The organism is Streptomyces sp. NBC_00846 (assembly GCF_045207325.1).
Classification (GTDB): domain Bacteria; phylum Actinomycetota; class Actinomycetes; order Streptomycetales; family Streptomycetaceae; genus Streptomyces.
The window spans coordinates 513,740-526,351 of record NZ_CP108846.1 but is presented as its reverse complement, the minus strand read 5'-3'; the positions used below and the strand labels follow the sequence as shown (position 1 = coordinate 526,351).

Below are 12,612 nucleotides of genomic sequence, written 5' to 3'. Positions count from 1 at the left end.
GCGAAGTGGACCGCGTGTCAGGAGCGGGCGTAGCCGGTGAGGGGCGGGGTGCGCAGGGCGATGACCGCCAGGTCGTCGTGGCCGTCGCTGGGGTGGTGGTCGGCCAGTGCCCGGCACAGCTCCTCCGGGGGCCGGCCCGCGTGCTGGGAGGCGGTGACCGCCAGCGCGTCCAGGCCCTGGTCCAGCGGCCGGCCGGGGAATTCCACCAGGCCGTCGGTGTAGAGGACGACGGTGCTGTCGACGGGCAGCACCTGGCAGTGGTCGGGACGAGGCAGCTCGGGCGCGACCCCGAGGGGAACCCCGGGATCGGTCTCCAGGTAGCGCACGCGGCCGTCGGGCAGCAGCAACAGCGGCGACGGGTGCCCGGCGCTGCTCCAGTGCAGCTGCCAGCCGCCGCCGACCGGCTCCAGGCGGGCTACCAGGACGGTGGTGAAGGGGACCTCGCCCAGGGAGGCCAGAATGCGGTCCAGCCGGGTGAGGACGGTGCTGGGCGCGGTGCGCCCGTCGTGGCACAGGGCCCGCAGCATGCTGCGGATCTGCGACATGTTGGCCGCGGCCATCATGTCGTGCCCGACCACATCCCCGATCAGCGCCACGCAGGCGCCGTCGGGCAGCAGCATGGCGTCGTACCAGTCCCCGCCCAGTGCGGCGGGGGCACTGGCGGGGCGGTAGACAGCTCCCGCCGTGAAGGGGTGCAGGTCCGGCAGACGGGGCAGCAGCAGCCGCTGGAACTGCTCGGCGCTGTGGCGGACCTGCTGGTAGAGACGGGCGTTCTCGATGGCCACCCCGGCTGTGCCGGCGAGTGCCAGGATCACGCCCTCGTCGTGCCGGTCGAAGGGCCGTCCGTCCTTGCGTTCGGAGAGGTAGAGGTTGCCGTAGATCCGTCCGCGGACGCTGATGGCGACGCCGAGCAGGGAGTGCATGGGAGGGTGGCCGGGCGGGAAACCGGCCGATTCCGGGTGCGTGGCGATGTTCTTCACCCGCAGCGGCTCAGGGTGGTGGATCAGGTGGCCCAGCAGGCCCCGTCCGCGGGGGAGCTCGACTCCTTCCAGATGTGCCAGCTCCTTCGCGGTGAGTCCCAGCGGGATGAACTCGGCCAGGAACCTGCCCTCCTCGTCGAGCACTCCCATGGCTCCGTAGCGGGCACCCGCCAGTTCCATCGCGGTGCTGACGATGCGGCGCAGGACGGCGGCCAGTTCCAGTTCGCCGGTGATGCTCAGCACCGCCTGAAGCAACCCCTGGAGTGTGCCCTGAGCGCGAGCCAGGGCGTGCAGTTGTTCGCCGATGCGGTCGAGGTCCGAGCTGAGCGGCAGGTTCAGCAGCGACATGTAGGACGCCCCCGCCGGTGTCTCCCCCCGTGCGGCGTCCTGGTCCTGCGGGGCGTCGTCATCCCGGCCGCCCGGTTCCTGCCGGTCCTCCGCCATCGCCACCGCCTTGCTTCCGCGTCCACTCCGGGTATCCCCGTTCCTCATCTGAACCGCGGTCCAGCCCCACCGCCCACCGACTGGCCGCACAGTGTCCGCAGACACCCATTCGGCGTACATGCCTTTCCCGCCGGGCTGGGCGCTCCTGGCTTCCCAGCCTTGAAGCTACGGCGCATCGACGGTAATGCAGGTGTCCTGCCGGGCGCCCCGTCCGGTGTTGTGCGGCAGGGAAGGCCCGGCACGCCGCCGACGGGTCAGACCGCTGTACGGCCACCGTCCACGGGCAGCACGGCGCCGTGGACGAAGCTCGCCGCGTCGCTGGCCAGGTAGGCGATCGCCTCGGCGATCTCCGCCGGCTCGGCCGGTCGGCCGGCCGGGGCCCGGGCGGCCAGGGCGTCGAGGTCCTCGCCCATGCCCTGCGTGCCCTCCGTGCGTGCCGGGCCGGAGCGCACGGCGTTGACCCGCACCCCGCGCGGGGGTGTTCTGGACGGCGGCGGCCCTCGCGGGAGGCACCGGACCACCCGAGGCCGGCCACGGTCCGCATGCGGCCATAAGCGGCACGGACGGCCGCTCTCGGTGACCCGTACGGCCAGGGTATGACCGCCGACGCGCATCACGCGGTTACATGAGCCGGTGATGCGGCCCCGTCAGCCCCGATGAGATGCGAGGGAGCAATGAGCGAAGCACGCGAGAATCAGGCGAACGGCACCTACGACGTGGTCGTGCTGGGCGCCGGACCGGTCGGCCAGAACGTCGCCGACCGCGCCCGCGCCGCCGGCCTCGCCGTCGCCGTCGTGGAACGTGAACTGGTCGGCGGCGAATGCTCCTACTGGGCCTGTGTCCCCAGTAAGGCGCTGCTGCGGCCGGTCATCGCGGTCGCCGACGCCCGCCGGGTGGACGGCGCCCGGCAGGCCGTCACCGGCCGGCTCGACGACGATCGGGTCTTCGCCCGCCGAGACCACTACGTCACCGACTGGGACGACACCGGACAGGCCGAGTGGGTGAAGTCCACAGGCGCCGACCTGTACCGCGGCCACGGCCGCATCGACGGCCCCCGCCGCATTACGGTCACCAGGGACGACGGCGCACGCCACGGTCTCATCGCCCGTCACGCGGTGGCCGTCGCCACCGGCAGCCGGCCGCTCCTGCCCGACATCCCCGGCATCCTTGAGGCCCGGCCCTGGACGAACCGGCACGGCACCGACTCCAGTACTGTGCCCGGCCGCCTCGCCATCGTCGGTGGCGGCGGAGTCGGCGTCGAGATGGCAACCCTCTGGCAGGGTCTCGGCTCCCAGGTCACCCTGCTCACCCGCCGCCGCCTGATCCCGCGCATGGAACCCTTCGCGGGCGAGCTCGTCGCACGCAGCCTCACCGAGGCGGGCGCGGACGTACGGATCGGCACCCAGGTCACCGCAGCGCGCCGCCCGGACCCCACGGGGCCTGTCACCCTCACCCTCGACGACGGCAGCGACCTGCAGGCCGACGAGGTCATGTTCGCCACCGGCCGGACCCCCGCGACCGACGACATCGGCCTGGACACGGTCGGCCTCACCTCCGGCGCATGGCTGGACGTGGACACCACCTGTCTGGTCCGCAGGGTCGACGGCACGTGGTTGTACGCCGTCGGCGACGTCAACCACCGGGCCCTGCTCACCCACCAGGGCAAGTACCAGGCGCGGACCGCCGGCGATGCCATCGCTGCCCGCGCAGCAGGCCTCCCCGTGGACGATGGCCCGTGGGGCGACCACGCCACCACCGCCGACCAGCACGCCGTACCACAGGTCTTCTTCACCGACCCCGAGGCGGCCGCAGTGGGCCTGACCGCCGAACAGGCGGCCCGGGCCGGCCACCGCATCAAGACCGTCGACCTCGACTTCGACACTGTTCAGGGCGCCAACCTCTACGCCGACAACTACCGCGGCCACGCACGGATGGTGATCGACCTCGACCGGGAAGTCCTGCTCGGGGTGACCTTCGTCGGTCCCGGAGTCGGCGAACTGCTGCACTCGGCGACCGTCGCTGTTGTCGGCGAGGTCCCGCTCAAGCGGCTCAGGCACGCGATCGCCTGCTTCCCGACCGTCAGCGAGATCTGGCTCTTCCTCCTCGCCGCCTACCAGTGACGAGGACGGATACCTGCCCCAGGCGTGCTCCATCACTGCTGAGTACCTGACCGACTTCCCCTTCCGGGACGAGGACTCAGCACCCGCGCCGCCCGCCCTGACGGTGCCCCGATCCGACCGTTCCGGCACCACGGGTCAGGGCCACAAGTCGGCGGGAAGTTCGGTCACTTGGCCGGGCGGCGCGAGCGGCACGGAGCTCGGCCACGGCCGGACCTCTCACCGCAGCAGCTCGGCGACCTCGGAGAGCTGGGCGTCGGAAAGGGGGGCCGCGCTGGAGGGCCATGGCATTCTCCTCGGCCTGGGCGACGCTACGGAAACCGGGGATCGGTACCGTCCGCGGGCTGCGTGCCCACAGCCACGCGAGGGCACCCTGTGCAAGCGTGCGGCCGTCGGCGGTGAGGACGTCCCGTACCGCATCGACGCGCGCCCTCCATTGGGGTGCGGGCACGCTACCTTCGTCGAACCAGCGCAGCCACGCGGGCGGCAGCGATCGGATGTCGCCCGCTGAACCGCGGCCGGGAGATCCCTGCTTTCCGGTGAGCAGGCCCATGGCGAGCGGGCTGCGAATGATGGACGCGAGTCCACGTTGCTCGCACAACGCCAGCGTCTCGGGCGCGTCCACCAGCACATTGCACGCGTGCTGGACGCCCGCGCAGTGTTCCCCCTGAGCGAAGAGCGCGGCTCGGCCGGGATCATCGGTACTCCAGGCGTACGCGCGGATGAGCCCCTCTCGTACGAACTCCTCACATACGTCGCTTAGTTCAGCCGCCGCGCCCCATGGTGCGTCGCTCAGGTGCAGCTGGTACACGTCAATCCAATCGGTGCCCAGTCGCCGCAATGACGCGGTCAGCGCCCGGCGCGCGTAGGCGGCCGTCGTGTCCTCACCGATCAGCGTGCGCGTTTCCTCGTTGAAGACATTGCCCCACTTGGTGGCGATGACCACCTCGTCCCGCCGGCCCGCGAGCGCCCGCCCCAGTACCCGCTCGCTGTGGCCGGTGCCGTACACGTCCGCAGTGTCGAAGAAAGCAACCCCGAGCTCCATCGCCCGCCGGATCGCCGCGACGGACTCCTCGTCATCGACCGTGCCCCATCCGAGAGGGTTTCCGTCGGCGTCCTGCCACTCACCGCCGATCGCCCAGCACCCGAATCCCAGCGCACTGACCTCGATCCCGCTGTTTCCCGGCGTCCTGTTCTCCATGCCTGAGCACACTGGGGGTTGGAGTGCACACGACGGCAAGGCCGAGAGTGCCCCAGAGATCCGTGGGCCGCCCGTCCTGAACAAGATCCGTGCCCCGCGACGTCGACAGCTTGATGCCCGGATCGATGGGGCCACGGCCTCGGCCCGTGGTCCGGGCAGCGGTGTCGCCCGACGACGTGATTGGCTACGCCGTATGGGTCTCAGGCGAGTGTTCCCGGGGTGCGTGTGTGCGCAGCCGAACAGTTTCCGCGGGACTGCCCGACGGCATCCCGCCGTTCGACCGGGGAGGGCAGGCGATGAGTGTCCGCCGTACGCCGTCGGAGGCCCGCCGTGTCCCGACACCGAAGGCAGTGCCTCCGTTCGACCCCGAACTGAGCGTTGCGCTGGCTGCGTTGGGTAAGGAGTCGAGGGAGCCGCTCACCCCGGGCAATCTTGAGGCCCGCCAAGAGCGGGATGCCGCGAGCCGGCCCAGGCCGACGGCCGAGGGCCTTCGCGCCGACGGCCGTTTCGACGTGGCGGAGTTCTGCGTGCCGGGACCGCCGGGCGGGCCGGACGTCACGCTCGTGAGCGCACGGCCGGCCGGGCTCGTCGGGCCGCTGCCTCTCCTGTACTACATGCACGGAGGTGCGATGGTCATGGGCAACGCGTGGTCCGTGCTTCCGCGGATTCTGCGCGAGTGGGCGCTCCCGCTGGGACTGGCCGTCATCTCGGTCGAGTACCGGCTGGCGCCGCGGGCGCAGTACCCGGGACCGCTGGAGGACTGCTACGCAGGACTCGTCTGGGCGGCCGGGCACGCGGCCGAACTGGACATCGACGTGGACCGCGTCGTCATCGGAGGGAAGAGCGCCGACGGCGGCGGACTCGCCGCGGCCCTCGCCCTGCTGGTCCGTGACCGCGGCGGTCCCGGGGCACTGGGGCAACTGCTGCTGTGCCCGATGCTCGACGACCGCGGCAGCACCTTCTCCAGCCATCAGATGACGGGCCTCGACGTGTGGGACCTCACCTCCAATACGACCGCGTGGAAGGCACTGCTGGGTGACCGCTACGGTGCCGCGGACCTGCCGCCCTACGCGGCTCCCGCCCGCGCCAGGGATCTTTCCGGACTCCCCCCGGCCTATATCGACGTCGGGTCGGCCGAGATGCTCCGGGACGAGGACGTGGCCTACGCGAACGCGATCTGGCAGGCCGGCGGCGAGGCCGAACTGCATGTATGGCCCGGTGCCTACCACGGCTTCGACGGCTTGGCACCGCGGGCGGCCCTCAGCCAGGACGCACGCAACGCCCGTACCCGCTGGCTCCAGCGCCTCCTGGCGCAGTCCGGCGCGAGGGTCCCGAGGTGTTCGACACCGCGCATGCCGCGGGAGAATCCCTCCGTCGGCTCGACGGTGTCCGGGGGGCCGGCGACATGATGCTGCACCCTGAACACGGTTTCGGGGAACATCCGGGGAACAGCGGGGCAGCCTTCGGTCCGGACGGCTGCTGTTCCCCGAAACCGACGAAGGACTGCACCGTGACCATGTAGTTCCCGGATCCTGCCGCGTCATCCGGGCCGGACGTACGCCTCAGGGCTCGACGGGTCCCAAGGGCGTGTCCGACGATGCCCTCAAGGTGGGGGAAGAGGCCAAGCCGTTCCCTGTTCGGCGAGCCCCTGCCGTGGCGCGACGATGCCTGATTCGGCGGTCGACCCTACGGTGGGGACATGGCGGTGATCAATGGTTGGAGGCCGGGAGCGCAAGCCCGGATCCGCGTGGTGGACGCGGTGGGCGCGGCGGTGCTGTTCGTGCTGTCGGTCGTGGCTGCCTCGGTCGTACCGCACCAGCATCAATTCTTGTTGCGCTGGCCCGCAGTGCTGGTGGCAGCCGTCGGCTGCTCCGCGCTGGTGTGGCGGCACCGTCACCCGTTCGGCGTACTGGTCGTCACTATTAGCTGCGGGGTGGCCTTTCAGGTACTCGGGATTCGGGACAGCCCGCTGGTCGCAAGTCCGGTTCTGGTGTCCGTCTACAACGTGGCTGTGCGGACCGACCGGCGTACCGCCTGGACCGCGGCATGCGTCTCGGCCGCCACCCTGATCAGCGCCGCCACGGTGTTCACCGGGAAGTCGTGGCTGGAGCCGGACACGGTCGCGATGCTGGCCTGGACGGCACTGCCGGCCGCCGTCGGGGACGGGGTGCGCTCACGCCGCGCCTATGTGGCGGCCGTGGAGGAACGGGCGGAGCACGCGGAGCGCACCCGAGAGCAGGAGGCACGGCAGCGAGTGGCGGCCGAACGTGTCCGGATCGCACGCGAACTGCACGACATCGTCGCGCATCACATCGCCTTGATCAACGCGCAGGCGGGCGTCGCCGTCCATCTGGTGGACCAGCGACCGGAACAGATCCTCAAGGCTCTGGAGGACATCAGGGACACCAGCCGCTCCGCCCTGGACGAACTACGGGTGACCGTGGGCCTGCTCCGGCAGTCCGACGACCCGGTGGCGCTGCGCGATCCGATGCCGGGCCTTGCGCAGATACCGGCCCTGCTGGCGTCGTTCGAACGCGCCGGGCTCGCCGTGAGCCACACCCGGTGCGGCGACACCGAACCGCTGGAGCCGGCGGTCGACCTGGCCGCGTACCGCATCGTGCAGGAGTCCCTGACCAATGTGCGCAAGCACGCCGGAGCCGACCATGCGCGGCTGTTCCTGCACTACCACCGTGAACGGCTTACGATCACCGTCGAGGACGACGGGTCCGCCGGAGCGCACCCTCCTCAGCCAGGGGTCGGTCACGGGCTGATCGGCATGCGTGAGCGGGCTGCCACGATCGGGGGCAGGCTGCACGCGGGACCACGTCCCGAGGGCGGATTCACCGTGACGGCCGAACTACCGCTGCGCCCCAGCCGCCCCGGTCCGGCATGGGATCGGAGAGATGGGCATGACGATTCGCGTACTGCTTGCCGATGATCAGGCCCTGCTACGGGGCACCTTCAGAATGCTGTTCGACGCCACGGACGACATGGAGACCGTGGCGGAGGCGTCCAACGGACGCGAGGCGGTCGAGCTGGCCGGCGCACAGCGCCCGGACGTGGTCCTGATGGACATCCGCATGCCGGAGATGGACGGCCTGGAGGCGACACAGCTCATCAGCGAGTCCGAGGACCTCGCAGGTGTGAAGGTACTCATCCTGACCACCTTCGAGAACGACGTGCACGTCGCCGAGGCGCTGCGCGCGGGTGCGAGCGGCTTTCTCGGCAAGGGGGCGCGACCGGAGGAGCTTCTCGAAGCCGTCCGCACGGTCGCGGGCGGCGAGGCGTTGCTGTCGCCGACGGCGACACGGGCGTTGATCACTCGGTTTCTGTCCCAGCCGGATCCGTGTCCAGTGGCCGTGCACGAGCGGCTGGAGTGCCTGACGCCGCGGGAGCGCGACGTCATGATCCTCGTAGCACTGGGCCTGTCGAACGACGAGATCGCCGATCGTCTGTTCGTCAGCCCGCTGACCGCCAAGACCCACGTCAACCGGGCGATGACCAAGCTGGCGGCTCGTGACCGCGCCCAGCTCGTGGTCGTCGCCTATCAGTGCGGGCTGGTCAGTCCGGCTGCCGAGCCGAATCCCCCGGAGGTGCCCGCGTGATCGTCCACACGCTGTTCCGCGTGGGGTCCCAGCAGTAGTCCGACGTACCGGATACCGCAGCCGTGGTAGTCGGGAATCACCGTGTGGGGACGACGCGCCAGGGGCCGCCGATGGGCGAAGGTGAGACCAAGAAACGGAGGTTTCGCCATGATCGAAGCCCACTGCTCGACCAAGATGTCCGGCGAGAAGCCCGTCGTCGAGGAATGCCGCAGGATCCGTGGACTACTGGCCAAAAACGCACTCGAGTTCCTCGCACCCGATGAGGCGAGCGCCGTGGCGGCTCACCTGGCGACCTGCGACACGTGCCGGGACGAGCGCGACCGCCGTGCGGCGGTGCCCGCACACCTGACCCTGCTGCGCGACGCCCTGGCTTGCGGCCAGGGCCGGAACAGGCGGGCGTGCGCGGCCACCCGGGCCGAACGCGGCCACGGGTCCTCCCGTTACCCCGGGTCGGGCGGGGCCGCCCCGACGACGCAGATCACACTGGCCCAGTGGGTCAGCAAGACCACGTCGCAATTCAGGTGAACCGACCTGGTGGAAGCGGCGACGTGCCCTGGGGCACAACGGCACCGGCCCTGACAGGTCCCTTCACGGGCCCGGACGGGCCGGCCGCGCCGACCGCCGTTCCCGCCCTCGCGGGCCACGAGATCACGCCAGGAACCGGGCCGGCGACCTCGCCGCACAGCGCCTGGCGGACCTTGACCAGAACTGGGTGCGCGCGGGTTTGCGCAGCCTGCCCATGCCGTCCACGGGCGGCCCGCGTCCGGATCAGCCGGCGGTGAGGATGCGCCAGTCGCGCGCGCCGATGTCGACGGGTGTGCCGTCGAGGATTCCGGCGGTGCGCGACGCTGGTTCGAGGGCGACGGCCGCGAGGCTCGCCCAGCGTCGGCCGAGCGGTTTGTCCAGGTCGGGCAGGCAGGTCACCGGCGGCTCACCGTCCCCTGTCACGAGGTGGCCCGTGAGGCTCCTGGTCACCGTCGACGGTCTTGGCGCGTACGCCGACGACGACACACAGGTGGACCATCCGGTGCTCGAAGACATGGCCATCACAACGGCCGAACGCCTGCTCGGCCTCACCAGGGGCACCCTCCGTACCCGCGCCTGACACACCCGGACCGGGCGCGGCCCCGGAGCACCCACGCCACCGGAGCATTCGCGTTCACGTACCTCTCCGGTCTCCTCCGGCGGCGGGCGCTTCTGCCCCGCAGCAGGGTCCTGCCAGAGGAGCGGCTATCCCCAGACGGCCTGGGCGAGCGCCGTACCGGTGAACGTGGCTCCGAGCCCGGCCACCACACTCGCCGCGATGTTCGCCGCGGCGTAGAACCGGGCTCCGTCCTCCGCCAGGCGCAGCGTTTCGTAGGAGAAGGTGGAGTACGTCGAGAGCGCCCCGCACAGGCCGGGGCCGACAAGCAGTTGTACTTCGGAGGAGACGGCTTTGGCCGTGACCATGCCGGTGAGCAGCCCGAGGACCAGGCAGCCGACGACGTTGACCGTGAAAGTTCCCCACGGGAAGAGGCTGTCGTGCCGGGACTGGACCGTGCGGTCGGTCAGGTAGCGCAGGGGGGCTCCGACCATGGCGCCCGCGATGACGAGCAGCCAGTTCACTGCCCCTCCTCGGCGCGGCCGTGCCGTCCCGTGCAGCGGATGACTTCGCAGTCATCGAGGACGACGAGCCCCTCGGTGACGAGTTCGTCCAGTTGCGGCAGGAAGGCCCGGATCCGGTCATCGGTGTCGACGATCACGATGGCGACCGGCAGGTCCTCGCTCAGGGACAGCAACCGCGTTGTATGGATCAGGGAGGAGGCGCCGAAGCCTTCGATACCGCGAAAGACGGAGGCGCCGGCCAGACCGGCCCTGCGGGCCCGGTGGACGATCTCGGTGAACACGGGCTTGTGGTGCCACATGTCGTTCTCGCCGATGAAGATGGTGACGCGCAGCGCGGAACCGGTGAGCCTCATGGCTGCCTCCATTCGATGACACGTCGCGTCACGGTGACCGCGATCCACACGGAGGCCAGGGCGGCGAGCAGCGTGAGGGCCAGGTACGCCAGGCCCGTGCGTGCTTCGCGCCCGTCCACGAGGCGTTGGATGTCGGCGGCGTAGGTGGAGAAGGTGGTGAAGCCGCCGAGGACACCGGTGCCGAAGAAGGGTCGTACGAGCCGGTGGGCCGCCCAGACGTCGGTGATCACGACCATGAAGACGCCGATGATGGCGCAGCCGATGGTGTTGACGGCCAAGGTCGTCCACGGGAAGGCATCGGCCGCGGTGGGCCACAGGAGCGAGGCCCCGTACCGTGCGGCCGCCCCCACCCCGCCGCCGAGCGCGACAGCGGCCACCACGGGGCCCTGGCGCAGCCGGAGTTCTCTGTGTTGCGCGGGACTGTGGAGATCGACGTCGGGGTCGACGGGTTCATTCACCATCGGGGGTATCGGGCTCCGGGACTCTTCCACGTACATCTCCTACTCGCCGGGCGCAGGCATGCGTGAAGTGCGCGTCGCAAGTAGGGACCGTTGGCGGCGTCGTTGCCGCGGTTCGGGTACGGCGGGCCCCACCGCCGTGCGGTGCGTACGAGAACACCGCCTCCGGCAAGCCTAGCGGGTGCCGGGGACGTTCTCCTGTCCGGGCGGGAGGGGTGGGGGAGAGGTACGGCGGTTGTGGCGCCCGCCCCCGCGCGGGACACTGGACATCCGGCGATGAGGCTCGCCGTGACCGCGCCGCATGGCGCCCATTATGGCTTTGCGTGATCCAGCCGTATCCGACACGCCGCCTCGACCCGGAGGCCGGCCCGCAGGCAGGGGGTGCGTACGGCTTTGGCTGTCCGGACCGCATCCCGGCCTGTGACGCAGGCGTCGGCGAGGCTGATCGTGCTGCGGCACGCCAAGTCGGCCTGGCCGGAGGGTGTACCCGATCACGAGCGCCCGCTCGCGGGCAGGGGCCGACGGGATGCCCCGGCGGCCGGACGGTGGCTGTACGAGGCGCAGTGCGTGCCCGACCTGGTCATCTGCTCGACCGCCCGGCGCACCCGGCAGACCTGGGATCTGGTCGCGGCGGAACTGGGCGCCGCGCCGGAGGTGGTGTTCGAGCCGCGGGTGTACGAGGCGAGCGCGTCCGCCTTGGTCTCCGTCGTGCGCGACGTCCCGGAGCGGCGGCGGACGGTGCTGTTGATCGGCCACCAGCCGGGAGTGCAGGACATGGTCCTGTCCCTGGCGGGGGACGGCGACGACGAGGCACTCACGCGGGCCCGCGTGAAGTATCCGACCGCCGCGGTCGCGGTGCTGATGCTGCCCGGCACGTGGGCCCGGCTCGCTCCGGGGACGGCGACGCTCACCGATTTCGCCGTACCGCGCGGCGTCCACGTCAGGCGTTCGAACGACGCCTAGTTCGAACGACGCCCAGGACAACGATGCCGAGGGAGGCTGGCTCCCGCGCAGATCAGCTCAATTCAATGGCGGCGGGCCGCCTGCTGCTCGCCGTGCGACGTCAGGATCAGCTCGCAAGGCGCGAGGTGGTCACGTGGGCCCTTTGGTGCTCCCGCCGACGGCGCGTTCGCGGGATGCCTCGATCTCCGCGTACGCGGAGTCCCGTCCTTCCCAGTGGGATCCCTCGACGGACTTGCCGGGTTCGAGGTCCTTGTAGACCTCGAAGAAATGGGTGATCTCCAATGTGTCGAAGGCGGGAATATCGCCGATGTCCTGCATGGCGGCGTAGCGCGGATCATGGGCGGGCACGCAGAGGACCTTCTCGTCGGGCCCCTTCTCGTCCTTCATGACGAACATGCCGACAGCCCGGCACTCGATGGCGCAGCCGGGAAACGTCGGTTCTCCGACCAGTACGAGAGCGTCCAGCGGATCGCCGTCGCGGCCCAGCGTTCCCTCGATGTAGCCGTAGTCCGCCGGGTACTTGGTGGACGTGAACAGCAGCCGGTCCAGGCGGATGCGGTGCAGTGTGTGGTCCATCTCGTATTTGTTGCGGGACCCCCGAGGGATCTCCACCGTCACGTCGAACTCCATAGCTGCCTCCTGGCGATGGGGTGTTGGAGGTGCTGCGCGCCGGTTCGCGCTGCTCCCGGCGCCCTCGGCCTCGTGACGGGTGCGCCGGCCCTTCTTGCGCAGCAGAGCCGAGGGTGTGGTGCAGGCAGATGGCTCGCGGGCACATGAGCCCGCGGGTGCGGCGTGGGGCGCAGCGCATGCGGACATGATCACCGGCACGCCCGGCGCGCGGTTCCAGTGTGCGCCTGCCCTGTGCATCCGGCAGCGCGGAAGGGCC

At 70.8% G+C, this 12,612-nt stretch carries 15 protein-coding genes; 7 read left to right on the top strand and 8 right to left on the bottom strand.

Annotated elements, in window-relative coordinates:
* Window positions 1–17 precede the first annotated feature (17 nt).
* Both OG936_RS02490 and OG936_RS02485 read right to left on the bottom strand, forming a co-directional pair.
* The gene (locus OG936_RS02490) at window positions 18–1,424 is read right to left on the bottom strand and encodes a PP2C family protein-serine/threonine phosphatase (protein ID WP_406492211.1); all 1,407 of its coding nucleotides are present in this window, start codon (window positions 1,422–1,424) and stop codon (window positions 18–20) included.
* Between the two features lie 254 nt (window positions 1,425–1,678).
* Window positions 1,679–1,891 carry an SDR family oxidoreductase gene (locus OG936_RS02485; protein WP_406492209.1) on the bottom strand — a complete coding sequence of 71 codons (213 nt, stop codon included), beginning with the start codon at window positions 1,889–1,891 and terminating at the stop codon, window positions 1,679–1,681.
* A gap of 207 nt (window positions 1,892–2,098) precedes the next feature.
* On the opposite strand from OG936_RS02485, the gene OG936_RS02480 reads away from it, so the two are divergent.
* Complete coding sequence (locus tag OG936_RS02480) at window positions 2,099–3,544, top strand: dihydrolipoyl dehydrogenase family protein (RefSeq protein ID WP_406492208.1); 1,446 nt, start codon at window positions 2,099–2,101, stop codon at window positions 3,542–3,544.
* Window positions 3,545–3,620: 76 nt separating this feature from the next.
* Here the strand turns inward: OG936_RS02480 and OG936_RS02475 are convergent, their stop codons facing one another.
* A complete protein-coding gene (locus OG936_RS02475) occupies window positions 3,621–4,742 on the bottom strand; it encodes an aldo/keto reductase (RefSeq protein ID WP_406492206.1) in 1,122 nt (373 codons plus the stop codon).
* A 296-nt stretch (window positions 4,743–5,038) separates the two neighbouring features.
* Between OG936_RS02475 and OG936_RS02470 the strand changes: the two genes are divergently transcribed.
* From OG936_RS02470 to OG936_RS02455, 4 genes are all read left to right on the top strand, one after another.
* Window positions 5,039–6,151, top strand: coding sequence for an alpha/beta hydrolase (locus tag OG936_RS02470; RefSeq protein WP_406492204.1), 1,113 nt, complete (start codon window positions 5,039–5,041; stop codon window positions 6,149–6,151).
* Window positions 6,152–6,441: 290 nt separating this feature from the next.
* Window positions 6,442–7,680, top strand: a complete 1,239-nt coding sequence (locus tag OG936_RS02465; RefSeq protein WP_406492202.1) for a sensor histidine kinase — start codon at window positions 6,442–6,444, stop codon at window positions 7,678–7,680.
* Window positions 7,652–8,347: a response regulator gene (locus OG936_RS02460; protein ID WP_383760481.1), complete on the top strand. Its 696-nt coding sequence runs from the start codon at window positions 7,652–7,654 to the stop codon at window positions 8,345–8,347. Before OG936_RS02465 ends, OG936_RS02460 begins: the two co-directional genes overlap by 29 nt.
* A gap of 147 nt (window positions 8,348–8,494) precedes the next feature.
* Window positions 8,495–8,872: a zf-HC2 domain-containing protein gene (locus OG936_RS02455; protein WP_406492200.1), complete on the top strand. Its 378-nt coding sequence runs from the start codon at window positions 8,495–8,497 to the stop codon at window positions 8,870–8,872.
* A 243-nt stretch (window positions 8,873–9,115) separates the two neighbouring features.
* On the opposite strand, the gene OG936_RS02450 is transcribed toward OG936_RS02455, so the two are convergent.
* Entirely contained in the window at window positions 9,116–9,295 is a 180-nt protein-coding gene (locus OG936_RS02450; protein ID WP_406492199.1) for a hypothetical protein, read from the bottom strand.
* Between the two features lie 10 nt (window positions 9,296–9,305).
* On the opposite strand from OG936_RS02450, the gene OG936_RS02445 reads away from it, so the two are divergent.
* The gene (locus tag OG936_RS02445) at window positions 9,306–9,452 is read left to right on the top strand and encodes a hypothetical protein (RefSeq protein ID WP_406492198.1); all 147 of its coding nucleotides are present in this window, start codon (window positions 9,306–9,308) and stop codon (window positions 9,450–9,452) included.
* Between the two features lie 125 nt (window positions 9,453–9,577).
* On the opposite strand, the gene crcB (OG936_RS02440) is transcribed toward OG936_RS02445, so the two are convergent.
* Genes crcB (OG936_RS02440) through crcB (OG936_RS02430) form a run of 3 tightly spaced genes read right to left on the bottom strand, consistent with a single transcriptional unit; the run spans window position 9,578 to window position 10,766 of the window.
* Window positions 9,578–9,952, bottom strand: a complete 375-nt coding sequence (gene crcB, locus OG936_RS02440) for a fluoride efflux transporter CrcB (protein WP_406492196.1) — start codon at window positions 9,950–9,952, stop codon at window positions 9,578–9,580.
* Window positions 9,949–10,305: a DUF190 domain-containing protein gene (locus OG936_RS02435; RefSeq protein WP_383760488.1), complete on the bottom strand. Its 357-nt coding sequence runs from the start codon at window positions 10,303–10,305 to the stop codon at window positions 9,949–9,951. The genes crcB (OG936_RS02440) and OG936_RS02435 overlap by 4 nt, the downstream gene beginning before the upstream one ends.
* Window positions 10,302–10,766: a fluoride efflux transporter CrcB gene (gene crcB / locus OG936_RS02430; protein ID WP_406492194.1), complete on the bottom strand. Its 465-nt coding sequence runs from the start codon at window positions 10,764–10,766 to the stop codon at window positions 10,302–10,304. The genes OG936_RS02435 and crcB (OG936_RS02430) overlap by 4 nt, the downstream gene beginning before the upstream one ends.
* A 417-nt stretch (window positions 10,767–11,183) precedes the next feature.
* On the opposite strand from crcB (OG936_RS02430), the gene OG936_RS02425 reads away from it, so the two are divergent.
* Window positions 11,184–11,726 carry a histidine phosphatase family protein gene (locus tag OG936_RS02425; RefSeq protein ID WP_266744750.1) on the top strand — a complete coding sequence of 181 codons (543 nt, stop codon included), beginning with the start codon at window positions 11,184–11,186 and terminating at the stop codon, window positions 11,724–11,726.
* Window positions 11,727–11,855: 129 nt separating this feature from the next.
* On the opposite strand, the gene OG936_RS02420 is transcribed toward OG936_RS02425, so the two are convergent.
* Window positions 11,856–12,356 (bottom strand): inorganic diphosphatase, encoded by a 501-nt coding sequence (locus tag OG936_RS02420; RefSeq protein ID WP_406492193.1) that lies wholly within the window; start codon window positions 12,354–12,356, stop codon window positions 11,856–11,858.
* Between the last annotated feature and the right edge of the window lie 256 nt (window positions 12,357–12,612).

Coding starts and splice junctions, on each gene's coding strand:
- OG936_RS02490 (WP_406492211.1), bottom strand. CDS start 1,424: ATGGCGGAGGACCGGCAGGAACCGGGCGGCCGGGATGACGACGCCCCG.
- OG936_RS02480 (WP_406492208.1), top strand. CDS start 2,099: ATGAGCGAAGCACGCGAGAATCAGGCGAACGGCACCTACGACGTGGTC.
- OG936_RS02475 (WP_406492206.1), bottom strand. CDS start 4,742: ATGGAGAACAGGACGCCGGGAAACAGCGGGATCGAGGTCAGTGCGCTG.
- OG936_RS02470 (WP_406492204.1), top strand. CDS start 5,039: ATGAGTGTCCGCCGTACGCCGTCGGAGGCCCGCCGTGTCCCGACACCG.
- OG936_RS02465 (WP_406492202.1), top strand. CDS start 6,442: ATGGCGGTGATCAATGGTTGGAGGCCGGGAGCGCAAGCCCGGATCCGC.
- OG936_RS02460 (WP_383760481.1), top strand. CDS start 7,652: ATGACGATTCGCGTACTGCTTGCCGATGATCAGGCCCTGCTACGGGGC.
- OG936_RS02455 (WP_406492200.1), top strand. CDS start 8,495: ATGATCGAAGCCCACTGCTCGACCAAGATGTCCGGCGAGAAGCCCGTC.
- OG936_RS02435 (WP_383760488.1), bottom strand. CDS start 10,305: ATGAGGCTCACCGGTTCCGCGCTGCGCGTCACCATCTTCATCGGCGAG.
- crcB (WP_406492194.1), bottom strand. CDS start 10,766: ATGGTGAATGAACCCGTCGACCCCGACGTCGATCTCCACAGTCCCGCG.
- OG936_RS02420 (WP_406492193.1), bottom strand. CDS start 12,356: ATGGAGTTCGACGTGACGGTGGAGATCCCTCGGGGGTCCCGCAACAAA.